The sequence below is a fragment of the Paenibacillus sp. Negev47 genome (assembly GCF_058313655.1).
This window is the reverse complement of record NZ_CM177754.1, coordinates 3425637-3450675: the sequence shown is the minus strand read 5'-3', so window position 1 is coordinate 3450675 and position 25039 is coordinate 3425637. Positions and strand designations below refer to the sequence as shown.

The following is a 25039-nucleotide window of genomic DNA, read 5'->3' as shown; positions in this document are numbered from 1 at the left end:
TAAAGGGCATCCCGATCAACCTAAAGACAATAACAATAGTTTCCCAATCTTCAATAAAACTTTCAGCTGCGCCCAGCAGATAATGATTGAAATGATCATAACGATTACAAAGAACAGAAAAACAATAATTTTCATTATGATCAAACGTTTTCCGTCCGGATGTTTGGAATCTCTGCTGGAAGAGTTATCTTTTGACTTAATCATAGCTCGTATACCGACTATGCAGGCAGTGGCCAGCATTATAAAAAGCATTAAAGTAGCCATTCGTTCAGCAGTGAAAGCGATGAGATTTGATCCTCCCGGACCAGAACCCGTGCGCAAAAACCAATGGCAGAAGGCAACGACAGAAAGAGATGACAGGAATAAGATAAATATGATCTTCCAGACCCAGTCGAACAGCTTGAAGAAAGGTCCGGGTGGATTCTTTTTCTGTTCCCGACGAATCCGACGCTCGGCGTTTCTTCGATCGATTATTGCTCGTTTGGATTTCATGGATGTCTTGCCTCCTCCAGTTTCGTTGTACTTCCTTGTATCATTAAGAATAGCACAGTACTGACGATCAAGTCCCATGTTGATGAATAGCTTATTTTACATACGCAGCTCGGTACCTTTGAAACCTTTTGCTATAAACTTGCGTTTAAGAAGCTAGAAAGAAAATGAACTTGAATCCCGAAAGGATGTAAGAAAAAAATGAATAGAAACAAGAAGAGAAATAAGTTAATTGTAAGTGCAATTATGACAGCATTACTGGCATCGCCCATGGCATACTTCATGTCCGAGGGCCATCCGGTAGCCGCTGCTTCCGTTTCCAAATATAAAGTTACCGCACAGCCGTTCAGCATTGAAGGAAAGAAATCAAGCATTGGTACGATTAATAAAAATGGATCGACCTATATCGCTCTTAGGAACCTAAATACAGCTCTAGGGTTAACCACCAATTTCAATAAGACTAATCAACTCGTTGAAATGTTGGGAAATGGACGATCGCTTCAAATTAATCTCTCTAATAATACCATTCGTTTGAATGGACAACCGGTCTTTGGACCTCAAGTCATTCTCCACGACAATACAACTTATTTGCCACTTCGTTTCCTACTGGAGCGGATGGGCTATGTAATTTCATATCAGAATAGTACAAAGCAGGTCGGTATTCAATCGATTAAGGAAAACGACTTGCAGGTTCAAGCGGAGGAGATCGGTGCCGACGGAGATGGCAAATCATTGCTCGTCTACTATCCGGTAATTAAGGGCTATGCAAAAGAGAAAGTACAGGATAAGATCAACGCCTTTTTGAAGCAGGAGACCGACAGGCACATTGCGGCGGGATCGAAGGAAATGGATACAGTCGTAAAAGCGAATAATCAATTACTAATCAAGAATCCAAAGGCTGAAATTCGGCAACCGAGCCTCGATGGCAGATTTACAGTTATGTATAACGAGAATGGGAAATTGAGCCTGTATGTGGATTATGATCTTTATATGGGGGGAGCGCATGGAATTACGACGAGGGTTCCTTACACGTTCGATCTTGTAACAGGTGATCCAATTTCGTTGAAGGATGCGGCAGGTAATGCCGATTATGTCTCTATCATTAACAGCCAAATCACAGATCACATCAATCATCGCGGATTGGAGTTGGCTACTCCATTTAAGACGATCGAAGCTGATCGAGATTATTACCTAACCCATGACGGTATCGTTATCTATTTCACGGAATATGAATATACTTCCTTCGCTGAAGGAATGCCAGAGTTTATTATTCCTTATTCCGAGTTCAAATGAGGGAAAGAGTTTGACTTATTTAAGTACGCAGCCTGATTATTGGTATACCTAAATTTCATACTGAATAAGCTGGTGTCATTGTTGAAGATAAGAACATGGTCCCCGAGGAAGTCGCTATTTTAGCGGCTTTTTTTATTTTAAGGGATCAAGTTCTTGTTCTTGTATGGGCAGGATAGTTTTTAATGACAGAGGACAATCTGAAAAACACTCCGATTGAAGAACGATGGAAGCATTGCATGATATTGCGAAAGCAGGGAGGAATGACTGCTATGTTTGCATTGATTATCGAATTAATCGACCGGTCGTAGATGGCATTCTGCTCTGCCAATTCGAATTTGGAAGCACGACCGTCCGATATAACCTTCTTCTGCATGCTGGCTTTATATTGACAACTATAACTTTGGCGCATATATTATAACCAGTGGTTATTAACCATCGGTTATAATATATGCATAGGAGAGTGAAGAATGTTAGCCGGACATTTTGGATTAGCCGCCGCTGTAAGATCGAAGGTGCCTGAGGTTCCTTTGTGGGCTTTTATGGTTGGGACACAGCTACTTGATTTGGCTTTCGTACCTCTGCTGCTAAGTGGTATGGAGACTATGGATGAGACTGTGCATGGTGGTGGTTACGGGAATTTGATTATTCATGCAGATTATTCACATTCTCTGGTTGCAGCTCTTTTGCTGTCGTTATTGGCCGGATTGGCCGGGCGAAGGTTGTGGGGGGCAAGAGCAGGGAAGATCCTGAGCGGAGTGGTGTTCAGTCACTGGATTCTTGACGTTGTGGTCCACCGTGCAGACATGGTTCTGCTGCCTGGCAATTGGGGAGGTCTGCCTCTTCTTGGTTTAGGAGTCTGGAAGTTCACCTGGTTGGCTATTCTACTGGAGCTTCTATTGATTCTTGTAGGGATTATAATGTATTCCCGTTCTGCCCTTAAGACCGCCGCTGCAGGGCGAGGAAGAAGGGCTGCCCTGCTCTCGTCGGTTGTGCTGGGGACTGCTCTTATGGTAACGTTGATTTCAGATGTAACAGGTTTATTCTAAGGGGGTACCGCCATGAGTTTCATTGTTTTCATGTTAGTTTTCACAGTCCTCTGCGGTTGGCTGGACAGTCGAATCTCCAAAGCTGACGAGGTGGCTGGATAGATGGCTTCCAAGCAGGAAATAAGATCAGCCGAAACCAAAAAAAAAATTCTGCAAGCAGCAGGCAAGCTATTCGCTAACCGGGGGTATGATACAGTTACCATGCGGGAGATCGCCAAGGCGGCAGGTTGCTCACATACAACAATATACATATATTTTAAAGATAAGGAAGTGTTGCTTCATCAACTATCCATGCCTCCACTGTTGTCTCTGCTTGAGTGTATTGATCAGCTGATCGCCAGAGAGCCGCATCCTGAAGTCCAACTGAAGGCCCTGAGTCTGGCAATGATTGAATTTTGTCTGGCTAACCGTAATATGTATAGTTTATTTTTCAATGTGAAGTCCGTAAGAGTAGATGAGCCTTCGCCGGAGATGGAACTTAATCAACTGCGAAACAGCATGTTCGCCAAACTTACCGGAGTTATTGCGGATTGTCTGGGCAATAATCCCGGACCTGAACGTTCATTGTTGTATTCACGGATTTACTTTTTTACGCTTAACGGGATGATATCTGCTTATGCTGGCTCTGAGGAGCCGGTAGAGCAGCTGATGGAGCGGCTCAGGCCCACTTTTGAGCATACGTTTGAGGTCTTACTTAAAGGCATAGCCGCATCAAATATTTGATCTTCACCTGCATTCCAATTGCTGCTTATTGTTTATTCAAAAACTGAATTGGGACAAAGCTGACTTCTCTTTAGCCCGCTATGTCAAAGGGAAGGATATCAATTAGCTGTAAAAGCCAAGGCGCACTTCTTGCTACTGCATATAAAGAAGTATTTTTTTGGAAAATAACACATCACTCCACTTTGTTACGTAAGACTGTATAATAGAGGATGTGTAATCTCTATGTACTAAATGATTTGTACAGCAGAGGCGGCTTCATTATGCTTCTGCAAATCCGTATTGATTTGGTTAAGGAGTGATAGTTTGGGGGCAAGCATAAAAGATGTAGCCGAGCGTGCTGGAGTCTCTGTTACAAGTGTTTCCCGGGTCTTGAATAGAGAGAAGTATATAAGCCAACGTATCCTTGACAAGGTAAACGATGCGATCGAGGAATTAAATTACTCCCCAAGCCATATTGCACGCAGTCTAAAAAAACAGAAGACCAATATAATTGGGATTATCGTTCCAGACCTCAGGAATTATTTCTGCTCCACAATATTAAGCAGTATCGAGGAAAGCGCCAGCGAGTATGGTTATAATCTGATTGTCTGTAACATCGCGGAGAATCTAGAGAAGGAGTTCAAGTATTTACAGGCTGTCCAGGAGATGCGGGTCGACGGAATCATTATCATGCACCAGAAAGTGGATGATCGTATTTTGTCTTTTATTGAGAGCGCTTCAATACCGATCCTATTCTCCTGTGTTCGCTCCCCACTACCAGGTAGATTCTCTGTGTTAATCAATGATTATCGGGCGGCACTGGATGCCACCGAGTATTTAATCGGTCTCGGTCATCGCCGAATTGCTTTCCTGGGCGGCGATCTACGGGATATATCGTCAGGTCACGACCGCTATCAAGGTTATGTAGATGCTTTAAGCAAATTCGACATTCCACTGAATCCTGATCACATCAAATTCGGTAACTATAAGCTGGAAAGTGGACGAATCATGATGCAGGAAATTCTGGAGCAGGGAGAGCTCCCTACCGTTGTATTTGCCGCCAGTGACGATATGGCTGTAGGTGCTATGAACTGTGTGCTTGATTATGGACTGAGGGTTCCTGATGATATTTCGATCATGGGATTTGATGACAGCCAGATTGCCGAAGCGGTCAGGCCACTTCTTACTTCAATGCAGCAACCAGCCTGGGAAATCGGTAGGACTTCACTGGAATATCTGCACGCCTTAATTGAAAATCCTAATCAAAAGAATTGTGGAGACATCTACCTACCGCACCGAATCATGGAAAGGGCAAGTTGCAGAAGATTATAACATAGGATACAAAAATACAGATCCGTCCAAGCTGACGGGTCTGTATTTTTGTATCCCGACAGATGTGGGGTATCCAACCAAATACTTTTGATACAAGTCGACAAAAAAGCAGTATTAGAATTAACAAGGATTAATTAAAGTAGTAAATGGAGTTGTTCTGGTAACGATACCATACAAGAAAATTATAATACATACAAAGGAGACGCTGGCAATGCAAAGGGATATTATCGCCGTTGAAGGGAAGCTCAATCCGCTCAGCTCTAAAACACATATTACGTACCAGTTTCACTTGGATCCCCACTTATCTTCATTGGAGATTGAATTTAGCTATGCCCCCAAATCATGGTTAGACAAGGAAGCCTCACAGCCACTTATTTTGGAAGCTATTGAGACATACTCCGATCCGGCATGGATTGAATTACACAAGCAAGAATGGGAGAAATTTTATCCTTTACAGAACTTATTGACATTATCTCTGGATAGTCCCAAGGGTTTTCGCGGCTCTGCGCATCGGCATGATCCGGAACAGCAGCATGTGATCTGTCAGGATGAGAGCAAGACGTCTCCCGGGTTCATCGCCGGGGAGATTCCTTCCGGCGTATGGAAGGTGACAATCAGCGTGCATTGTGTTGTTACGCCAGATTGCTGCTATGAATTACTAGTGAGGGGGAAAGAAAGATGAAATGGACTCCATACGAACTTCATACCCATACGCCTCATAGTGATGGAACACATTCTCTTCTGGAGATGTGCCAGAGTGCTGCAAAGCTTGGACTCAAAGGTATCGCGCTTACAGACCACAACACCATATCGGGACTTGCGGATGCCGAAGCTGTCAGCAATCAGACAGGCATTACTATCATTCCGGGTATGGAGTGGACAACGTTCTACGGTCATATGCTGACCCTCGGGGCACCCTATTGCGAATGGAGAGATCTAGGGCCGCACGACATTCATAAGGGCATTGCTCGTGTTCATGAGCAGGGAGGCATTGTTGGGATCGCTCATCCCTATAGCTTCGGCAGTCCAATCTGTACAGGCTGTCACTGGGACTACCCCGTAAAGGATTGGAATCAAATTGATTATATAGAAGTATGGCATGAGACGATGCCTCCAATGAAGAATCATAATATACCTGCTTTCAGACAATGGACCGAACTGTTAAACAAAGGGTATCGGATATCCGCTACAGCCGGACGTGATTGGCACAGATCTGATCCGGGGGACAGTCTGTCCGCTTATACGTATATCGGTGTGCATGATACACCAGAGCCTCATTCCATCGCATCCATTATTTCTGCCATCAAGAAGGGACAGATCTGCTTAAGCATGGGCCCTTTACTGGAAGCCAGTCTTGCTCTTGGCACTGAACAATACGGACTCGGAGAAGAGGTCCCCTTAACCATCAGGAAGGCTAATCCTACTGTCGGACTCACTGTCCGAATTACACACTCATCCCAGCCCGAGCGTCCCTGGGGGGCCGATGAGGGGAATCTGATTATCGTTGATTCCAACTTGGGAGAGTTGGCCAAAGTACCAGCCTCCGAATATAACGGCCTGCCTATTATGTTGACAATCGAGGGATTGGTATGGCTTCGTGTGCGGCTATTCGGCACGATCGAGGGAATCCTGACAACTCTCGCCTGCACCAACGCGATATATTTCGCTAACAGGCATCAGATAGAAGAATAACATGCAGAAGAGGGATAACGATGCTATATCCGAAGCTGATCGCCCATACAGGTTGCGAAGGGACAAGCTGGAATACACTTGAATCCTGCGAAGTCGGTATGAAGGCAGGCGCTCATATTATAGAAGTAGATGTCAGAGTAACACAAGATCATGTGGCTGTTCTCCAACATGATGATGAGCCACCTCTTAATCAGATGAATTATGTGCAACTAACGAAAACGGGACAGCAGCCAGAGACGTTGAAACGGGTATTAACCCGATTCAATCAACTGCCCATTACCTTTAATCTAGACCTCAAAACAGAGCAGGCAACAGCGGCTGCGATAGCTGTTGTAAAGGAGACAGATTCATGGACCCAGGTGTGGTTCACAGGGGCCACACGGCAGATGGAGGGTTCTGAATATTCCAGATATGTCATGTGGAATCTGCCGGAGAATCTTCATGAGCTTGACGAAACAAGCTACCGGGGGCAAGTGACGGAGCTATGCCAGCGAGCGTCTGATTCGGGATTCAGAGGTGTGAACCTCCACTATGAATGCTGTCGGCCATATCTGATTGAGCAGGCTCACTATCACGGGCTGCATGTATGGATCTATACCTTGCCGGAGGACAGAAATTTGTTTATCAAGTATATGCACATGGGTGTAGATGCCGTGTCTGTCTACGAGGTGAAGAGTTTTACAGCGCTGAGAGCACTCCTGCATCCTTCACCCGGCTGGGATTGGCCTGGCCATCTTTTTGAGCCAAATGATGCAGACGGTAATCTTCACCATTGATACGTTAATGCTTAGCAATTATTCCGATCTTACCGTTGCTGCCGTAGGTACAGTCTCGCAATTGCTGTCTACAACTAATCTGTTGTTCGGCTTTGCCACCATTGGAACCGGATTATTATCAGCCAGTTGAGTGGCTCGGGGAAACGGGCTGAGGCGGATTACGTTGCCCGAACTGCATTAGTAGCGAATCTGCTACTCGGTGTTATAGTCAGTATCGTGCTGTTTTTGTCTCCTGAGCCTATTCTACGTGCGATCTCTTCGCCGGAAGTTTTCATAACTCTGAAATGTAAAGGAAGGGAGGGACAGTTCTTTGTCAGACCATATGTCAACGGCTACACCGACAGGCGTATTCGACCAACGCATGCTGCGTAAACGCAAAAAGGCAATTCGCCGGCAATCCTCACTTGCTTGGTATCTGTTTCTTCTTCCCACCATACTTGGCATTGTGCTGTTCATGATCTATCCGCTGGCCGAGTCATTGCGGCTCAGCTTCACCAAAGGGATCGATGAGCGATTTGTTGGTCTGGAGAATTACGTAAGCGTACTGGAGTCAGGGACCTTCTGGTATTCCGTGTACAATACGCTCTATATTACCGTCTTCCAGCTTTTGCTTGCTATTCCGCTAGGCTTCATCATTGCTTGTCTGATTAATAATTTGCGGCGAGGCTCCAATTTCTTCAAGGTGCTGTTCTATCTGCCAAATGTCACCTCCATTGTTGCAGCTGCTACCGTCTTCCTGGCTGTTCTTCATCCTGACGGTCCACTCAACTATGCTTTACAATTGATGGGCCTCGAGAAGATCATCTGGCTGTCACAGCCCCTCTCTGCCAAGTGGAGTGCGATCATTCTCTCTATATGGCACTGGCTAGGCTTCGTTATTATTATTAATCTTGCCAATCTTCAAGCAATCTCCAACGACTATTACGAAGCAGCCTCTATCGATGGTGCATCACGCTTTAAGCAATGGTTGCACATTACTTTGCCGAATATGCTTGGCAGTTTGACGGTTCTGTTTATCATCGGTTGGATCGGTGGTCTACAACGGTTTTCCGATGCTTACATGCTCGGTGGCTTGCAGGGAAGTCCTGCGCGATCTTTGCATACCGTTGTCGGATTCATATTTGAGCGAGGTTTTGGTGGCCATGAGTATGGCCTGGCCTCTGCGGCTTCTTACATCCTGTTCCTATTTATCCTGGTCTTCACCTATATCAATATCAAAGTTACGAAGATGAAAATATAAGGAGGAGACTTGTACCATGTTAAGCGCAACAGGAAAAGGGAGACTGTCCAATGGAGTATTATTTCTGCTCCTACTTGGGTTGGGAGTGCTTATGCTGTATCCCTTTCTCTGGATGATAAGTGTCAGTTTCGAAAGAAGCAGTAATGTAGCTATTCCGTTTCCCCCGCGAATCATTCCTGAACAATTCTCTACATTTAACTATAAGCTGGTGTTCGAGAATGGGGTACTGTTCAAGGCCTATGCCAATTCAGCAATTATTTCATTGTTCAGTGTCATACTCAGTGTGTCTTCTGCCTTGCTGGCTGGCTATGCCTTCTCCAGAGGGGAATTCAGGGGTAAGAAATTGCTGTTCTTTACCGTTCTGGCTACGATGATGATTCCGTTTGAGACAAGACTGATCCCGATGTTCAGCATGTTTAATGATCTCGGTATGATTAACACCAAATACCCTCTGATATTCCCGGCAATCATCAATGCGCTTGGCATTGTACTGGTCAAGCAGTATTTTGATCGTCTCCCTGAAGGGTTGCGAGAATCTGCCAAGATCGACGGGGCCAGTGAGTTCACGATTTTTATCCGTATTTTCGCTCCTCTGGCTGGACCCATTACAGCGACACTGGCGATCCTGTCCTTTCAGGATAGCTGGAACTCCTTCTTGTGGCCGCTCGTTGTGATCAATGATCAGGATTTGAAAACGGTGCCTCTGTTTCTGTCCAGTTTCTCATCAGAGAACGGTAGCCGATTGGTAGGGGTTACGATGGCTACTGCAGCAATGAGCATTCTACCGATCGTACTTGTGTTTCTGTTTTTCCAAAAATATATTATTCGCAGTATTGCCCTTAGCGGTTTGAAGGGAGAGTGATAGCCAGAGAGTGACAATCAACAGAGCATTAAAGAGAACAGCCCTTTATTGGAAAGTAAGGAAGAGGAAATTTCGAGAAAATTAGAATTGGAGTTGGGGAGCTAACCATGTTGAAAAAATCAATCATGAAGTTGACAGGACCACTGCTGCTGGCGTCTACTATGATTCTAAGTGCCTGCGGAGCCAACAGTAATTCAAGCAATGCAACTGACGCGAATAACAAACCTGCATCTACTGGAACCGATACGGTGGTGTCAGCAGTGAATGAAGCATTGTCCGGAACGCTTAAAGTGCAACTCGTAGGCGATTTCTCGTTGGACGACAAGACTGATCCAATCTCAGGTAAAACCGCCAGGGGTGTGAATGTGCTGAAAGAGGAGTTCGAGAAACAATTTCCCAATGCATCCATTGAATTTGTACTCATGGGTTGGGATAATTATAACGAGAAGACACAGACGATGCTTCAGTCGGGAGCAGCCGATGTCTATCAGGTCCCCGGAATTGCTACTTTTGCTGAACAAGGATTGCTGGAACCGCTCCAATCCTATATCGAGAAAGACAATTATGATCTGGGGAATTATCTAAATGGACAGGTAGATGGGTGGAAGGCCATGGGGCCGGACGATAAGGAACCAGAGATTTATGGAATGCCTTTTATCGGGGATACACGAATTATTGTATATGACCGTCAGTTATTCGACGATTGGGGTGTGGAATACCTGTCCGAGTCTCCGACGATTGAGGAAGTGATGGAGAAAGCCGCCAAGATGACAGGTAAGAATCCTAAGACAGGCGAACAGAACTATGGTTTGACCTTCAAAGGGCAAGACGCAGCTGACACAGTAATGAATTTTAACGAATCGTTGGGCGGAGAGTGGGGTACAGGATTTTTGTGGAAAGACATGAAGCTGAACTTCGACACTGACACCATGGTTCGATCGCTCGGCTGGTTACAGGAAGCAGTTAAATATGCGCCAGAAGGTGTAATGGCGGGACAAGGTTCCGAGAACTTCCTGATGGAGAATAACAACATTGCGATTAATCTTCGAGAAGCTCCGGGCTTTGTTAACACTCTGGCTACCTTTGGGCTGGAAGACCGCTACCAAGCGGCATTGCTGTTCAAGAATCAGGAAAAGGGTATGGGTGGAATGTTCGCTGGCAGCCCGTTCGCAATTGGTAAGAATAGCAGCAATAAAGAGCTGGCTTGGGCATGGTTGAAATTCAGCGGCAGCGATTTCTTCCAGCAATACATGTGGGATGAACAGCGTTCACAGAGTATGCCTGTCATCAAGACTGCTGCAGAATGGTCCTCTGTGAAGGAAATCGAACAGATGGATGTTATTCTGAAAGCGATGGGACAGTTGTGGACACCACGCTATCCATACCGTTCCGGGCAACCTCGCTATATTCTGTCAGAAAATGTAGAACGTGTTCTGCTAGGGAAACTGAGTGCTGCAGATGGATTGAAGAGGGCTCAGGAAGAAAGCACTAAATGGTTGGCTAATCAGCAGTAATGCGACGTTTGCAAGCAGTGTACAGAATTGAGGTCATGACAGACCCCGAGACTTGAACAAGTATGTCGAAGGACAAGAACATAGTCCCACTGAAAGTCGCTATTATAGCGGCTTTTTTATTTTATCGGTACAAGTGCATGTCCAAACCAATTCGATTAGGCACATACCTAAATAATGAGCACATGCAGTTGAAACTTTAACAATTATTCCACGTTAATTTTAGACTAAGACAGATTACTAGCAAACAGCGAGTTTGGCTATTCATAATAAATGGCCTCGTAAGGAAACTCTAACTTATTCATGCGATATTCTTTGGGTGACATGGACATATATTGCCGAAAAACTTTGCCGAAATAGCTGGGACTCTCAAAGCCGCATTGTTGTCCAATTTGGGAAATCGGAAGTTCCGTCGTGCGGAGTAGTCGGACTGCAACTTCAATCCGTCTGTCTTTGAGATAGGCTAGCGGTGATGTTTTCTCCGATTTCTGAAATAACCTGCACAAGTAGTGTTTATTGATATCGCAATGGCTGGCCAGCAGATCCAGCGTCAACGGGGATGCATAATTCTCTCGGATGAACTTTTTACATTTCTCGATCGTTGTTATTGAAAGGGCACCGATATCTCTCTCAGCGTCCCGACTCGTCTGCACTAAGATAAGCAACCACCGATAGACTTGCATGGACAAGCGATACTTGTCCGTAACTTTCTCTTGATGTATCAAATGGATGATTTGCCATAACTCTTGAATCAAGGGTGAGTCCGCGTTTCGCAGAATGACATGCCCCTCATTATCATGGATCATATCCCAAATTCGGTTGGCTTCATCCCCGCGTATGTTAATCCAAATAAATTCCCAAGGTTCGTTATTGTCTTGCTTATAGTAATAGCAATGTTCTCCGGAGATTTTGACGAGTAGTGCATGTCCCTTTGGTAAAGGAATCGTTTGATTTTCAATATCCAGATAACCCCGACCATTAAGCGTGTATTGAAAAACAACATGCCCCGGGTCCGGTCTATTATCACTGGGACAGCGGTATTCCTCGCTTGAGACGATCTGCCATCCAATAGAGTCTAGTGTCATGATTGATGTATCGTCATTACGAAAAGCATAAGAGACTGTATGAACCATCTTTCATCTCCTTCCTAAAAAAGTCAATTATATTATATAATACGTCACATTTTTTAGATTGTCTGTCTTTTTTTAGACCTGTAAGATAAATGTAAGCGGTAACATAAAAAGGGGGGTGACTGTAGTTGTGCTTATTTGACAACAAGCAGGGCAGATCGAACTTATGATTATAGAAAATAATTTTAGATAAGGAGGACTTAATCCAATGGTCCGAAGAAAAGGTTCCATCCAGAAATCGATGTTTGTATCTTTCTTAGCGTTCCTTATGGTTATTTCACTAGCCATCCCCCCGGCGCCGATGCGCGCAGAGTCATCAAGCAGTCTCCCGGGTCGCCAAGCAGAATATCTTAACCGGGGTCTGGTTGCGGTTCTCGTAGACAACGGCGTTTTTTTAAGCTGGAGGTATTTAAACAACGATTCAGATGATGTCGCTTTCAATATATATAAAAATGGAACCAAAGTGAACGCATCGCCCATAAGCGATGTGACGAACTATGTAGATACTACTGGTTTCGACAGCTCGCAATATCAGATCTCCACCGTTATTGCGGGCAAAGAGCAAATGCAGCCGGAGGTTGTATCGGTCTGGCATAATGATTATTTGCCTATTCCGCTTGATAAACCGGCCGACGGCCGAACCAAGGACGGTGGAACCTACTCCTATTATGCTGGTGATGCTTCCGTAGCTGACTTGGACGGGGATGGCGAATATGAAATTGTCTTCCTGTGGAGTCCGAGCAATTCCAAGGACAATTCGCAGGCAGGCTATACCGGCAATGTCTATATTGATGCCATCAAACTGGATGGCACAAAGCTGTGGAGGATTGACCTGGGAGTCAACATCCGCGCCGGAGCACATTATACGCAGTTAATGGTGTATGACCTGGATGGCAACGGAAAGGCCGAAGTTGTTGTCAAGACAGCAGACGGCACGAAGGACGGCCAAGGTACGATCATTGGTGACGGTACGAAGGATTATCGCAACGAAGGCGGATACATACTGTCAGGGCCGGAATATCTTACGCTGTTTGATGGTGAGACCGGAGTGGCCGTATCCACCGTGGACTATGATCCTGCAAGAGGCAATGTCAGCGATTGGGGTGACGGCTATGGCAACCGTGTAGACCGGTTCCTTGGCGCGATTGCTTATCTGGACGGTACGAAGCCAAGTGTCGTGATGAGCAGGGGTTATTATACCCGCACAGTGCTTGTTGCTTATGATTATGTTGGCGGGGAACTCGTCAAGCGCTGGACGTTCGACACGAACGAAGCAGGATCACAATATCAATCTCAGGGCAACCATAATCTAAGTGTGCTGGATGCCGATAATGACGGCAAGGACGAGATCATGTTTGGCGCCTTGGCTATAGACGATGACGGCAGCTTGATGTACAGCACCGGACTCGGCCACGGCGACGCCATGCACGCCGGCCAGCTCGATCCGAACCGGGAGGGCTATCAGGTCGTAAGCGTGCATGAGCATTCGGATGCGGCATACGGACTGGAGATGCGCGATGCGGCAACAGGTGAAATTATATGGGGGGAGAAAACAGGTTTCGACACCGGTCGCGGGATGTCGGCGGACATTGATCCGAACTATCCGGGCTACGAATCATGGGCTACGAGCGTTACCAACGGGCAAAGTGTACCTGTAACCCATACCTATTCGGCTGACGGAGAGGCTATCTATACTGTGGACGAAGGGCCCAAAACTGCCAATTTCGCCATCTGGTGGGATGGAGATCTTCAGCGGGAGCTGTTGGATCATGAATGGGACAACAGTACAGCCAAAGGAACCCCGCTTATTTATAAATGGGATTACGAAAACAAAAAGCTCGATGAAATCTTCCGGGCGACCGGTACGTTAACGAACAACCATACCAAAGGTAATCCGGCACTTCAGGCGGACATTCTGGGCGACTGGCGTGAGGAGCTTCTGCTGCGGAGCGAAGATAGTTCGGAGTATCGTCTCTACACGACGACCATTCCTTCAGACTATCGCATCCCTACGCTGATGCAGGACCCTGTGTATCGACTTGGCGTAGCCTGGCAAAATGTATCCTACAACCAGCCGCCTCATACCGGCTTTTATCTTGGAGCGGAAGCTACAGCATTCCCTAAAGCCGATCTGGCGCTGACCCGCGAAGCAGAAATGCTGGAGCCGGTCTACCGCTTTAATTTCGGTACAGAGACTGCGGCGGGAAGTACGAACATACAGGATACGCTCTACGCACAAGATCCGGGATACGGGTTCACGGATACGAACGGTATTACGGTAGGAGCAAACCAGGTTTCGGCCGCGGCAGGCACGACATTTGCCGTTGATCTGCCCAATGCGAACTTTAAGGTGACGCTACGATTAGGCAATGATGCGAATGACTCGAACGTTGGAGTTAAATCCGAATTCGTCCAGAAGCTCGCCGTAACGAATGTGACAGCAGGAGCACCGCTGGAGTATTCCTATGATATTGCTGTAGTGGATGGACAACTTGATCTTCTCTTCTCTGGTACAGCCATAGACATCCAAGACGTCATCATCGAGAAATATCCGGAAAAAGCGGCCGGTGCGGCAACGACGATCTATATGGCTGGTGATTCAACCATGCAATCTTACAGTGAAGTGCAGGCTCCTCAAGAAGGATGGGGCCAGCAGTTCGGACGTTATTTCTCCAATGGGGCAGTCATCGTGAACGATGCGATCGGCGGCCGAAGCAGCAAATCCTTTATGGTAGACGGTCGTCTGGATACGATCCTGCAACGAATTAAGCCGGGGGACTTCTTCTTCATTTCCTTTGGTCATAACGACGCCAGTGCAGGGATACCGGATCGTTACGCATCACCGGAGGACTACAAGACTTACTTAGCTCGTTATGTAAACGGTGCCAAACAGCGCGGTGCTACACCGGTATTGCTCACTCCGGTTGGACGCAGAGATTTCAATACAGTGACTCAGGAATTTAACGTCAGTTTCCCTGCATACGTTCAGGCCGCCAAAGAAGTGGCGGAAGAGCAGGACGTGCCGCTGATTGATCTCAGCAAGTTGAGTATTGCGTACTACGACAAAATTGGTAATACAGCTACGGAAAAAGTGTTCCTATATGCTAATCCAGGTGAATATCCAATATACCCGAATGGAATCAACGATAATACCCATTTCAGCAGCTATGGTGCGCAGAAGATTGCCGAACTCGTTGCTGGTGCGGTCAAAGACATGGAGCTGAGCATCTCATCGCTGGTCATCGACCCGGATATTTCCGAACCCGAGCCAGAGCCGGAAGTCCAGCTATATGAGGAGGATTTTGAAGGCGACGCTGCCGGTTACCAGTATGCGATGGTCAATGCCACTGGTATTGGAGGAACCATGACGGGGACCGTTGTTGAACAGTCAGGAAATAAGGTGCTGTCCGTCGCGGGGTCAGGATCAGGCAATCGGGCCAAAGTATTCCGTCTGTTTGATGCCGTAAACGGCGATCAGGTGAACGTGAACTTTGACTGGCAATCCGGTAATGTGAGTGCCTATCCGTCAGAAGGCCATCTCACGATTCAGGATTCCAACGAAAATGCCCTTTTCACACTGTATACCAAAACAGGAAGCACCAAAATTCATTATTATGTCGGTGCATATAATCCGGACTACGGCACAGGAGATACGGCCATACCCGAAGGAGGAACCGCTACAGAGATTTCCAAGAACCAGTGGGTCAATGTGGATGCAACTGTTAATTTTGCCGAGAAAACACTGGATCTGACATTAACGAATCTGGCGGATCCGACAGTTACACAAACGATTGCAGATCTCTGGCTGAGTTCCGGCGTATATGCAGACAACGTGAGAGCCATGCGGTTCCTGGGGACGAGAAAAGGCGGTGGAGGCACGCTGAATTGGACTACCCAGATCGACAACGTGCGGATTGAAGGCACTCAGCTTCCTTCGGAGGGCGGAGATCAAACTGCCTTAATCGCTCTGTACGATGAGATCAAAGCACTTGATCTGTCCGAATATACAGAAGCATCGAAAGCAGTGGTGAATCGGGCTTTGTCAGCAGCCGAAGCCATATTCAATACGGAAGCCACTCAGGCTCAAGTTGACCATGCGTTTAATATGTTAACGGTTGCGAAGGATTCATTGTCAAGTGAACCAGGCGAAGAGATTAACGAATATAATTTTGACTTTGGTTCTGGCGGCGCAGCCGACGGATACATCAAAGTAGATGCAAAAAGAGCGTACATCGAAGGCAACGGGTACGGCTTTGCCGATACGGCACTGACCAAAGATGAGAACCGGGAAACCGGGGATTTGCTCAAAGAGGATTTCACACGGGTAAACGGAACTTCCTTCCTGGTGGAGATGGAACCCGCTAATTACCGGGTAACGATGACCGTGGGCGATGCTGCAGAATCGACCAGTGCAAATGTCGTTGTGGAGCAGATGACAAAACTGCCGCTCACAACCATTGCCAAGGGCGAATTCAAAGAAATAACATATGACATTGCCCTGATTGATGGGGTCTTTAACTTCAACTTCACTGGAAATGCACCGAAGATCAATGCGCTGAAGCTGGAGCGCCTGCCAGATCACAGTGCAAGCGATAAACCGGTTATTTATTTGGCCAGTGATTCCACTGTGGCCAATTACGCGGAGAACTATCGTCCGCAAGCAGGCTGGGGCGAAACGTTGGATGGATATTTTGATCTGAATGAAGTCAGTATTGATAACCGGGCAGTTGGAGGTTTGAGCAGCAAGACCTTCCTTGTCGGCGGATATCTCAACGATATTTTACTCGACATTCATGAAGGCGATTATCTGTTCATGCAGTGGTCTCATAACGATTCCACGCCGTCCCGTCCGGAGCGTTATCTTACGCCCGAGCAGTTTAAGGTATATTTGAAAGAATATATTAACGGTGCTCTGCAGAGAGGTGCGATTCCGGTTCTGGTCACGCCAGTGAACCGCCGTGACTTTACCGGAGAGGTGCTGAACAAGAGCTTCCCGGAATACGTACAGGCGATGAAAGAAACGGCGCAGGAAACGGAAACGCTGATCATCGATCTGAACCAAGCCAGTTGGGAGCATTTCCAGGAACTTGGCACAGAAGGAACCAAATCGATATTCATGTGGGTAGGCACAACGGAAGACAATACACATTTGCAGATGAATGGTGCAATCAAGGTGTCTGAACTCGTGGCACGCCTTGTGAAGGAATTGAATATACCGCTTTCAGATTTTGTTACGTTGGAAGGGGAATCTCCGGAGCAGGAAGCCCCACATACTACGGCAACTGTGGAAGGAGAATCGCAGAACGACTGGTATACTTCTCCAGTACAAGTAACCTTCACAGCAAACGATGAAGATTCCGAAATTGAAGGGACCTATTATCAAATCAATGGTGGCGAAACGGTGAGTGGCACACAGTTGACCCTAACTGAAGAAGGTACACATACCATCACCTACTGGAGCGTCGATGTCGACGGTAACAAAGAGAGCGAACAGTCATTGTCCATATCCATTGATCTCGTACCTCCAACCATTGAAATTCATGGTCAAACCGAATACACCATTGATCAACACGTGGAAATTGGCTATACAGCCTCCGATTCGGTATCCGGTGTGAAAGCACCAGAGGGTGTGCTCCTGGACACTCGGGCATATACACTGGAGCCCGGCCTGAACAAGGTTACGGCAACCGTTTCCGACTTGGCTGGCTGGGAACAGACGGTAGAATATAGTTTTGGGGTCATTGCTACATTCGACAGCCTGATCAATCTGACCAACGCCTTTGCGGATGAATCGATCGATCCTAATGCCGGTGTTCTAGCTGATCAGCTCGCGAACACGTTACAGCAGGCACAACTGGCAGCAAACAATCTTGAAGGAGCAAAGGCGCGTCAACTGCTCACATCCTACAGTAATGATGTTCAGGCAGCTAGAGGAACTGTATTCACGGATGAGCAGACAAATGTGTTGCTTAAGTGGGAGGAATGGCTTAACAAAGCAACTCCGCTAGCAAATGGGGCCCCTGGGACTCCAGTGCTATCTGACAATAACGGTTATGACACAGGGCTCAAAGACGGCGACTACACGGTCACGATGAATCTGTGGTGGGGCAATAATGGCAATCAGTTCAAACTGTATGAGAATGGTGAATTGATTAAGGATATTTCTCTGGTCGATCAATCCCCAACCGCACAGTCTGTTAAAGTGGATATTACTGGACAGAAAAATGGTACCTATATCTATACCGGGGAATTGATCAATGCACTCGGTACGACCATGAGTGCTCCGCTGACAGTCATCGTCACAGATGCTTCCCCAGGGCAAGCGGTTCTGTCGAATGACAACTGGGACGGTGACGGCAACTTTAATGTCACCATGAATCTGTGGTGGGGAACGAACGCAACCGAATATGAACTTTACGAAAATGATGTATTGATCGACACACAATCGCTGCAATCTAATACGCCTAGTGCACAGTCTGCAGTTACCGCAATCTCTGGAAGGGCACCTGGAATCTACGAATATGAAGCTGTACTTCGCAATTCTTCAGGGGAAACCAGATCATACAAATTAAATGTGACAGTACGAGAGTAGACTGAAATGTTTGGGCATTCCATTAACAAGAAGTGATTACAACTGAAGTAAGGTACGCATATAAAAAGTGCTATTCCTCATCATTTTGAGGAGTAGCACTTTTTATATGCGCTCCGTATGAAAGCGTTTGACTTATTTGAATATCAAACTATAATGATGAAAGGAAATTGGACTTGAACAGGATACAGACAGCGTGTCCGCTTGAATGTATATTCAGAGCAAGCTTCCATACGCAGGAGGCTTGCTGTTTCATTTTCAGAAGGAGAATAGGTCCATATGACACTTAAAAAAAGAATCTTTTTACTGTTCTTTCTCAGTGCGTTTATCCCCTTTATCAGTATCTTTGCGATTTCTTATTATACGATTGACTCCATTTTCGCAAATAAGATCGATGATGGCATCCGTAGCAATTTACAGCAGGTGACATCCTCACTGGAGAATTCCATCACCAATCTGAATCACGTTACGCAGCAATTATCTTACAGAGGTACTTTAGGCAAAAGAATGGATGAATTCTTGAACCCGTCCTCCGATATCTTCGAACTGATTGAGGCCAGGGACGAAATAAAGAACGAGTTAAGCGTTGTCACCTTCACCAATCCTAATATCGGATTGACCCTATATTACTTTCAAAAAGAAGGTACTACGCAGTTCGGCAACTTTCCAATCAAGGAACGTTTATCTCCCGATTCTCTGCCTGTGCTCTTCCAAACCTATGGCATTAAGTACTATGGCCCCCATATCAGTATGAACCGATTTGATGATCAACTCGTTCTGTCTGCTATGCGAAAAGTACAACTGTCTGAAAGGAACGACGTGTACATTTACGTAGAATCGGGCTTTCGCCTTACACAGGATATCTTGGGCTACAATCAATACAACGGGGCATTATCTCATCTCATCCTGGATGGTAAAGGAAACATTGTGTACAGTGAAATTCCGGAAGCCATGAAGATAGGAGAGAATTTCACCAGCTTAACGGCTGATCCTGCCAGGGACGGAATATCCCGCGGGTATCACTGGTTCAAGGAAGATTCCTCACAGAAATGGAGTGTCGTATCGGTCATTTCGCAGGCTCAATATCAACAGGAGAAAAACCAGTGGTTGCTTCAAATATTGCTGGTTGCTTTATTTTTCCTCGGCTTTACGGTGTTTCTTGCATGGCTCCTGTGGAAAATGGTCTACAAACCACTCGGCTTGTTCCACTCGGAAATTAATGGGATGTCCAAGAATCCACAAACAACAGGGAGCCGAACTCGCACTCAGATTCCTGAATTTGATTTTCTGTTGGGTGAATTTTCGAATATGCAGCATCAAATCGGTGACCTCTTCAGGGAAGTGCAGCAGAAAGAGAAGATTCGTGCAGACCTGGAAGTGGAAAAACTGCTCTATCAGATCAATCCACACTTTCTGATGAATACGCTGGATACGGTGCACTGGCTGGCGGTCATGAACGGACAAGGGGAGATCGACAAGCTGGTACAGTCGTTGAACAAGCTGCTCTATTACAATCTGGGCAAATTAGGGCAAGTGTCCACAATGGAAGAGGAGATTGATGCGTTAAGGCAGTATCTGATTTTGCAGCAAATTCGATATGACTTTGAATTTGACGTCCGCATTACTGCAGATGAACAAGTGCTTCAAATTCCTGTGCCCCGCTTTATTCTGCAACCGCTGGTTGAAAATTCGTTATATCATGGATTGAGTGACGAAGGTTTTATTCAAATTGAAGTGACATGCACAGCAACATTGAACATTATGATACAAGATAATGGTGCAGGCATGACCGAGGAAACCATTCATAATCTGCTGAACAATCGTGAAGCTGAACAACAAAAAGTAGGGATGGGCATCGGACTCAATTACGTTCACCGCATGTTGAAGGCACAGTACGGAGATGAAGCACAACTGGTAATCGAGAGTGAATTGGGAACAGGGACAAGCATACTGCTCGTATTGCCTATTAAAGGAGAAGATATCTCGGCATGATTAAGGTATTGATTGTAGATGATGATAAGCTGGTACGTAAAGGCATTAGCTCTGCGATGCCATGGAACGAGTTCAACATGGAAGTCGTAGGCGAAGCAAGCAACGGGGCGAAAGCGCTGGATTTCTTAAAATCACAACCGGTCGATCTGATGCTAACGGATCTTGCGATGCCGGTCATGTCAGGGATCGAATTGATGCGAGCTGCGAGGCAGCTCTATCCGGAACTTCATATCGTCGTGTTAACACTGCATCAGGATTTCGATTATATCCAGGAAGCGCTGAGGCTCGGAGCCATCGACTATATAGCCAAAGTGCAGCTGGAGAAAGAGCAATTCGAACATGTTCTGCATCGGATACATACCCGAATTAGCGGGTTGACGAGCACGAAAACAAAGGTGCCTTCACACAATGAAATCAACGTCCAGTATTCAAGTGTGTATGCACTAGTTTCGCAAGATCGTAAATCAGAGCACAAGTGGCCAATGGAGCTAACTGCGCATGGTAATCAGATTCAATGGGAAGTTGAGCGAAATAGCTGGATGTGGGTAGCCCCCCAAAACGAAGAGGATCAACTATTCCTTCAATTAAAGGAATCCCTGAATCAAGTCCCCAAAAGTACGTTGTTGATTTTGTCTGATGTACAAGAGCGAACATGGTCGCAAATCAAAAACTGGATTATGAATTATACAGAGACGTCTTTATTCTATGCATACAATCCCAATAACCAAGTCATTGCCGTTTCGATGAATGAGGAAGAGTCATTTTCAAAAGAACCGCAGGATGAAGACCTTGACCGGATTAAACAAAGCTGGTTCCAAACCCCATGGACCCACCACGACAGCTACTACAACCAGCTTATGGACCAGTTCAACTCATTACGATTACATAAAGGTCAGTTGATGGGATTGCTGTACTCAATCGTGATGGAGTGGAACCACCTTTTTGCCCAAACTACCCTTGGAAGAATCTCGATGATCCATTCTTTCGAGTCCTGGTACGAGGTTGAAGAATGGATCAAGCAGACTGCTGCAGGCATTCGAAAGGCCGATGAACAGATTTCGTATTCACAGGAGATTATCGATGCCGTGAAAAAAGCCGTAATGATCGTACAGCAGGATTTGGAACAGGCCTATACAGCTTCAGCTCTCTCCCAACAACTCAACATCAGCCGAAGCTATTTCAGTCAATGTTTCAAGGATCTGATGGGGAAAACCTTTAATGAGTACTCCCGGTTCATCCGGGTAGAGAAGTCCAAAGAGTATTTGCTCAATACGAATAACACGATTTTCTGGATTGCGGAGCGAGTAGGTTATACAGACGAAAAATATTTCAGTCGGATTTTTCGTGAACTGACAGGGCTTCTACCAAGTGAGTATCGGCAGTTAAGTAAAGGAAATAAATAGCGAGCATCTGCCGCCAGCTTCCTGGTTTAGGAGTTGACGGCTTTTGTTTTTGATTAAACATAAGGGCAGATAGATGAATGTAAGTCAGTAGGTAGGGTATATGATCACAAGCTAAACAATGCTTCATGACACCGGTTGAAAACCGGATACATTTCTCTATCCAAACGACCGTACAATCCCTATCTCGATCAGTCTTCACTTCATTTTATAATGAAAGCGCAAACAAATATTAAATATCAGAAAAAGGGGAATCGAATTAGATGAGAACAAATTGGTCCATGAAAAGCAAACGGTTGACGAAGCGTCTGGCCGTGCTGTCCATGTCTGCCTTGATGGTTGCAACCCTCGCGGCATGTGGAGACTCTTCCAATCCTCCTACTGCAGAGGAAGCAGGCAAATATGAGGTAACGCCGGGAGATCCGTTCAGTGCCTATAAAGACGAAATCACCGTAACCATGGGACGGGTAACCACAGCCAACCCGAAACTGCCGGCTGGAGATACCTATGAGAATAACGCGTATACCCGGCTGGTCAAAGACACGTTTAACGCCAAGATTACAGATCAATTTGAAGCCAATGGCGAAGATTATAGTCGTCAAGTTTCGCTCGCCATCGCATCCGGGGAATTGCCTGACATGATGCGCGTCGATTCCAAAGATGAACTGAAAGAACTGGTTGATAATGACCTGATTGAGGATCTGACAGCCATTTATGATCAGTATGCTACGGATAACATCAAGCAGATGTACGATTCCTATGATGGACGTGCATTAGACAATGCGACGATCGACGGACGTTTGATGGGCCTCCCGGCGACTTCTCTGGATTCCGCACCAACGATGGTTTGGGTCCGTCAAGATTGGCTGGATCTGCTGGGGATTCAACTGGATGCAGACGGAGACGGCGCCATTTCACTGGATGAAGTGGAGCAAACAGCACTGGAATTCCTGAAAAGAGATCCTGGCCAATCCGGAAATCCGGTAGGTATTCCATTTGTGAACACGATGAATACAACAGATTATAATGGCTCTGCTTATACGATGCTGGGTGTGGCCTCAACCGAGGGAGCCTTCCCGCAATATTGGATGAATGGTGAAGACGGCAAAATCGTGTATGGTTCCACGACAGAAGAAACGAAGAAAATGCTGGGCACCATGGCGGATTGGTTCAAGGATGGTATCATTGACCCGCAATTTGGAACACGCACGTTTGATGATATTACTGCACTTTACGCCAATGGCCAAAGTGGTATCGCCTTTGGACCGTGGCATATCCCTGACTGGGGACTGATCAGTGCGAGACAGATGGATAAAAATGCGAAATTCTCAGCTTATACGTTGGAGGATGCAAACGGCAAGGTCAACGTGGCGCATGCCAATCCATCCAATCAGTTTATTGTGGTGAGAAAAGGATATGAACACCCTGAACTGGCTGTTAAGATTGTAAACCTGTTCTACGATAAACTGGCCAATGATAAAAATGTTGCAACAACCATGCCGGAAGCTGCCAAGTATCAGGAGACCGGTGTAGACGGTTCCACGAGACCGTTTAATATCGAAGTCAATTCGGCTACATCGCTGCTGGATGATTACTCTGACGTGGTTCGCGGAATTAAAGGAGAAATTACCTTGGATGAGGTTCGAACAACCGAATCGAAGAACAATATCGGAAGCATTAAAACCTATTTGAGTGACATGGATACGGATGACGTGACTGCGTGGTCCAAATATCATTCGCGGATCAACGGAGTTGGACTGATCGACAAACTGACACAAGAAAACAAATTCGTATGGATGACACCTGCTTTCTCTGGCACTACACCAAGTATGAAACAGACATGGGCCAATCTGACGAAGTTGGAACAGGAATCGTTTATCAAAATCGTGACGGGTTCAGAACCGCTCGATTACTTCGATACATTCGTCAATAACTGGAAGAAACAAGGTGGTGATCAAGTCATTCAGGAAATTGAAGACGAGATCGCGTCGAAACAATAATATCCATGAACAGTGGCAGGGCTGCGATACGCAGCCTTTCTTCAGGAAAGGGGTTCATCCATGAAACAGGGGAATTTGAAAGCAAGAGGGCGGCTCAGCCCAGGTGCCATGTACCATATGATGATGCTGCCGGGCATTTTGTTTTTGCTTGTATTCAGCTATGTTCCAATGGTCGGCATCATTACGGCGTTTCAGGACTATATACCGGCCAAGGGCATGTTCGGCTCCGAATTTGTTGGCCTGAAGCATTTTATGTATATGTTCAAGCTGCCGGATATCGCGCAGGTCGTCAGCAATACGTTGGTGATCGCGCTTGGCAAGATTCTGCTCGGAACGATGATGGCGATCATTTTTTCCGTTTTATTAAATGAAATTCGTATCAAATACGTTAAAAAATCCGTGCAGACGATTGTTTATCTGCCACACTTTCTATCCTGGGTTGTACTGGCATCCGTCGTTGTCAACATGTTCAGTCTGGATGGCATTGTGAATCAAATGTTGGCGTTCTTTGGCTTGGAAAATATTAATTTCCTTGGCAGCAACACCTGGTTCCAGCCACTGATTATAGGAACAGACGTCTGGAAGGAGTTTGGTTATAGTTCCATCGTCTATTTGGCTGCAATTACATCGATAGATCCCGGTCTGTATGAAGCCGCAGGCATGGATGGAGCCAGTTGGTGGAGAAAAGTGTGGCATATTACATTGCCAGGCATGCTGCCTATTATTCTGCTCATGGGCGTAATGAGCCTGACCAACATTTTGAGCGCCGGTTTCGATCAAGTCTATAATCTGTATAACCCGGTCGTCTATGAGTCAGGCGACATTCTGGATACTTATGTCTATCGGATCGGCCTCGTTGGGCGACAGTATAGCTTCGGTACAGCTGTTGGTTTGTTCAAGTCCGTAATCGGCATTGTCTTGCTCTTGTCTGCCAACCAGTTGGCTAAAAAATATACGGACCGAAAAATATTCTAAGGAGGCCAAA

Annotated in this window: 19 protein-coding genes; 17 read left to right on the top strand and 2 right to left on the bottom strand. The window is 46.1% G+C overall.

All coding sequences use genetic code 11. The features are described from left to right. Positions 1-15 precede the first annotated feature (15 nt). A complete protein-coding gene (locus tag AC4G47_RS15440; RefSeq protein WP_491101689.1) occupies positions 16-492 on the bottom strand; it encodes a hypothetical protein in 477 nt (158 codons plus the stop codon). Between the two features lie 198 nt (positions 493-690). Between AC4G47_RS15440 and AC4G47_RS15435 the strand changes: the two genes are divergently transcribed. From AC4G47_RS15435 to AC4G47_RS15380, 12 genes are all read left to right on the top strand, one after another. Continuing rightward, positions 691-1782: a stalk domain-containing protein gene (locus AC4G47_RS15435; protein WP_491101688.1), complete on the top strand. Its 1092-nt coding sequence runs from the start codon at positions 691-693 to the stop codon at positions 1780-1782. A gap of 467 nt (positions 1783-2249) precedes the next feature. After that, on the top strand, positions 2250-2828 hold the full coding sequence (locus tag AC4G47_RS15430) for a permease (protein ID WP_491101687.1): 579 nt from the start codon (positions 2250-2252) through the stop codon (positions 2826-2828). A 102-nt stretch (positions 2829-2930) separates the two neighbouring features. Beyond that, a complete protein-coding gene (locus AC4G47_RS15425; protein ID WP_491101686.1) occupies positions 2931-3551 on the top strand; it encodes a TetR/AcrR family transcriptional regulator in 621 nt (206 codons plus the stop codon). 303 nt (positions 3552-3854) lie between these two features. Continuing rightward, a complete protein-coding gene (locus AC4G47_RS15420; RefSeq protein WP_491101684.1) occupies positions 3855-4862 on the top strand; it encodes a LacI family DNA-binding transcriptional regulator in 1008 nt (335 codons plus the stop codon). Positions 4863-5073: 211 nt separating this feature from the next. Further along, positions 5074-5544, top strand: a complete 471-nt coding sequence (locus tag AC4G47_RS15415) for a hypothetical protein (protein ID WP_491101683.1) — start codon at positions 5074-5076, stop codon at positions 5542-5544. Continuing rightward, positions 5541-6554, top strand: a complete 1014-nt coding sequence (locus AC4G47_RS15410; protein WP_458127016.1) for a CehA/McbA family metallohydrolase — start codon at positions 5541-5543, stop codon at positions 6552-6554. Before AC4G47_RS15415 ends, AC4G47_RS15410 begins: the two co-directional genes overlap by 4 nt. A 20-nt stretch (positions 6555-6574) precedes the next feature. Continuing rightward, complete coding sequence (locus AC4G47_RS15405) at positions 6575-7330, top strand: glycerophosphodiester phosphodiesterase (RefSeq protein WP_491101681.1); 756 nt, start codon at positions 6575-6577, stop codon at positions 7328-7330. Beyond that, positions 7305-7460 carry a hypothetical protein gene (locus AC4G47_RS15400; protein ID WP_491101680.1) on the top strand — a complete coding sequence of 52 codons (156 nt, stop codon included), beginning with the start codon at positions 7305-7307 and terminating at the stop codon, positions 7458-7460. Before AC4G47_RS15405 ends, AC4G47_RS15400 begins: the two co-directional genes overlap by 26 nt. Further along, a complete protein-coding gene (locus tag AC4G47_RS15395) occupies positions 7457-7702 on the top strand; it encodes a hypothetical protein (RefSeq protein WP_491101679.1) in 246 nt (81 codons plus the stop codon). Before AC4G47_RS15400 ends, AC4G47_RS15395 begins: the two co-directional genes overlap by 4 nt. After that, positions 7641-8570: a carbohydrate ABC transporter permease gene (locus tag AC4G47_RS15390; protein WP_491101678.1), complete on the top strand. Its 930-nt coding sequence runs from the start codon at positions 7641-7643 to the stop codon at positions 8568-8570. Before AC4G47_RS15395 ends, AC4G47_RS15390 begins: the two co-directional genes overlap by 62 nt. Positions 8571-8586: 16 nt before the next feature. Continuing rightward, complete coding sequence (locus AC4G47_RS15385) at positions 8587-9432, top strand: carbohydrate ABC transporter permease (RefSeq protein ID WP_491101677.1); 846 nt, start codon at positions 8587-8589, stop codon at positions 9430-9432. Between the two features lie 107 nt (positions 9433-9539). Beyond that, a complete protein-coding gene (locus AC4G47_RS15380; protein WP_491101676.1) occupies positions 9540-10946 on the top strand; it encodes an extracellular solute-binding protein in 1407 nt (468 codons plus the stop codon). A gap of 257 nt (positions 10947-11203) precedes the next feature. Here AC4G47_RS15380 and AC4G47_RS15375 read toward each other — a convergent pair whose 3' ends face one another. Beyond that, complete coding sequence (locus tag AC4G47_RS15375; RefSeq protein ID WP_458127023.1) at positions 11204-12076, bottom strand: helix-turn-helix transcriptional regulator; 873 nt, start codon at positions 12074-12076, stop codon at positions 11204-11206. A gap of 205 nt (positions 12077-12281) precedes the next feature. On the opposite strand from AC4G47_RS15375, the gene AC4G47_RS15370 reads away from it, so the two are divergent. The 5 genes from AC4G47_RS15370 to AC4G47_RS15350 all read left to right on the top strand — a co-directional run bounded on the left by AC4G47_RS15370 (position 12282) and on the right by AC4G47_RS15350 (position 25029). Further along, a complete protein-coding gene (locus AC4G47_RS15370) occupies positions 12282-18665 on the top strand; it encodes a rhamnogalacturonan lyase family protein (protein WP_491101674.1) in 6384 nt (2127 codons plus the stop codon). A 276-nt stretch (positions 18666-18941) separates the two neighbouring features. Further along, positions 18942-20654: a sensor histidine kinase gene (locus AC4G47_RS15365; RefSeq protein WP_491101672.1), complete on the top strand. Its 1713-nt coding sequence runs from the start codon at positions 18942-18944 to the stop codon at positions 20652-20654. Continuing rightward, positions 20651-22057 (top strand): response regulator transcription factor, encoded by a 1407-nt coding sequence (locus AC4G47_RS15360; protein ID WP_491101671.1) that lies wholly within the window; start codon positions 20651-20653, stop codon positions 22055-22057. The genes AC4G47_RS15365 and AC4G47_RS15360 overlap by 4 nt, the downstream gene beginning before the upstream one ends. 260 nt (positions 22058-22317) lie before the next feature. Beyond that, positions 22318-24054 (top strand): type 2 periplasmic-binding domain-containing protein, encoded by a 1737-nt coding sequence (locus AC4G47_RS15355; RefSeq protein WP_491101670.1) that lies wholly within the window; start codon positions 22318-22320, stop codon positions 24052-24054. 60 nt (positions 24055-24114) lie between these two features. Beyond that, positions 24115-25029 (top strand): ABC transporter permease, encoded by a 915-nt coding sequence (locus tag AC4G47_RS15350; RefSeq protein WP_458127028.1) that lies wholly within the window; start codon positions 24115-24117, stop codon positions 25027-25029. Positions 25030-25039 lie beyond the last annotated feature (10 nt).

Bases quoted from the DNA above. Each gene is read 5' to 3' on its own strand.
- AC4G47_RS15440 (WP_491101689.1), bottom strand. From the start codon at position 492: ATGAAATCCAAACGAGCAATAATCGATCGAAGAAACGCCGAGCGTCGG.
- AC4G47_RS15435 (WP_491101688.1), top strand. From the start codon at position 691: ATGAATAGAAACAAGAAGAGAAATAAGTTAATTGTAAGTGCAATTATG.
- AC4G47_RS15430 (WP_491101687.1), top strand. From the start codon at position 2,250: ATGTTAGCCGGACATTTTGGATTAGCCGCCGCTGTAAGATCGAAGGTG.
- AC4G47_RS15425 (WP_491101686.1), top strand. From the start codon at position 2,931: ATGGCTTCCAAGCAGGAAATAAGATCAGCCGAAACCAAAAAAAAAATT.
- AC4G47_RS15415 (WP_491101683.1), top strand. From the start codon at position 5,074: ATGCAAAGGGATATTATCGCCGTTGAAGGGAAGCTCAATCCGCTCAGC.
- AC4G47_RS15410 (WP_458127016.1), top strand. From the start codon at position 5,541: ATGAAATGGACTCCATACGAACTTCATACCCATACGCCTCATAGTGAT.
- AC4G47_RS15405 (WP_491101681.1), top strand. From the start codon at position 6,575: ATGCTATATCCGAAGCTGATCGCCCATACAGGTTGCGAAGGGACAAGC.
- AC4G47_RS15400 (WP_491101680.1), top strand. From the start codon at position 7,305: ATGCAGACGGTAATCTTCACCATTGATACGTTAATGCTTAGCAATTAT.
- AC4G47_RS15385 (WP_491101677.1), top strand. From the start codon at position 8,587: ATGTTAAGCGCAACAGGAAAAGGGAGACTGTCCAATGGAGTATTATTT.
- AC4G47_RS15380 (WP_491101676.1), top strand. From the start codon at position 9,540: ATGTTGAAAAAATCAATCATGAAGTTGACAGGACCACTGCTGCTGGCG.
- AC4G47_RS15375 (WP_458127023.1), bottom strand. From the start codon at position 12,076: ATGGTTCATACAGTCTCTTATGCTTTTCGTAATGACGATACATCAATC.
- AC4G47_RS15370 (WP_491101674.1), top strand. From the start codon at position 12,282: ATGGTCCGAAGAAAAGGTTCCATCCAGAAATCGATGTTTGTATCTTTC.
- AC4G47_RS15365 (WP_491101672.1), top strand. From the start codon at position 18,942: ATGACACTTAAAAAAAGAATCTTTTTACTGTTCTTTCTCAGTGCGTTT.
- AC4G47_RS15360 (WP_491101671.1), top strand. From the start codon at position 20,651: ATGATTAAGGTATTGATTGTAGATGATGATAAGCTGGTACGTAAAGGC.
- AC4G47_RS15355 (WP_491101670.1), top strand. From the start codon at position 22,318: ATGAGAACAAATTGGTCCATGAAAAGCAAACGGTTGACGAAGCGTCTG.
- AC4G47_RS15350 (WP_458127028.1), top strand. From the start codon at position 24,115: ATGAAACAGGGGAATTTGAAAGCAAGAGGGCGGCTCAGCCCAGGTGCC.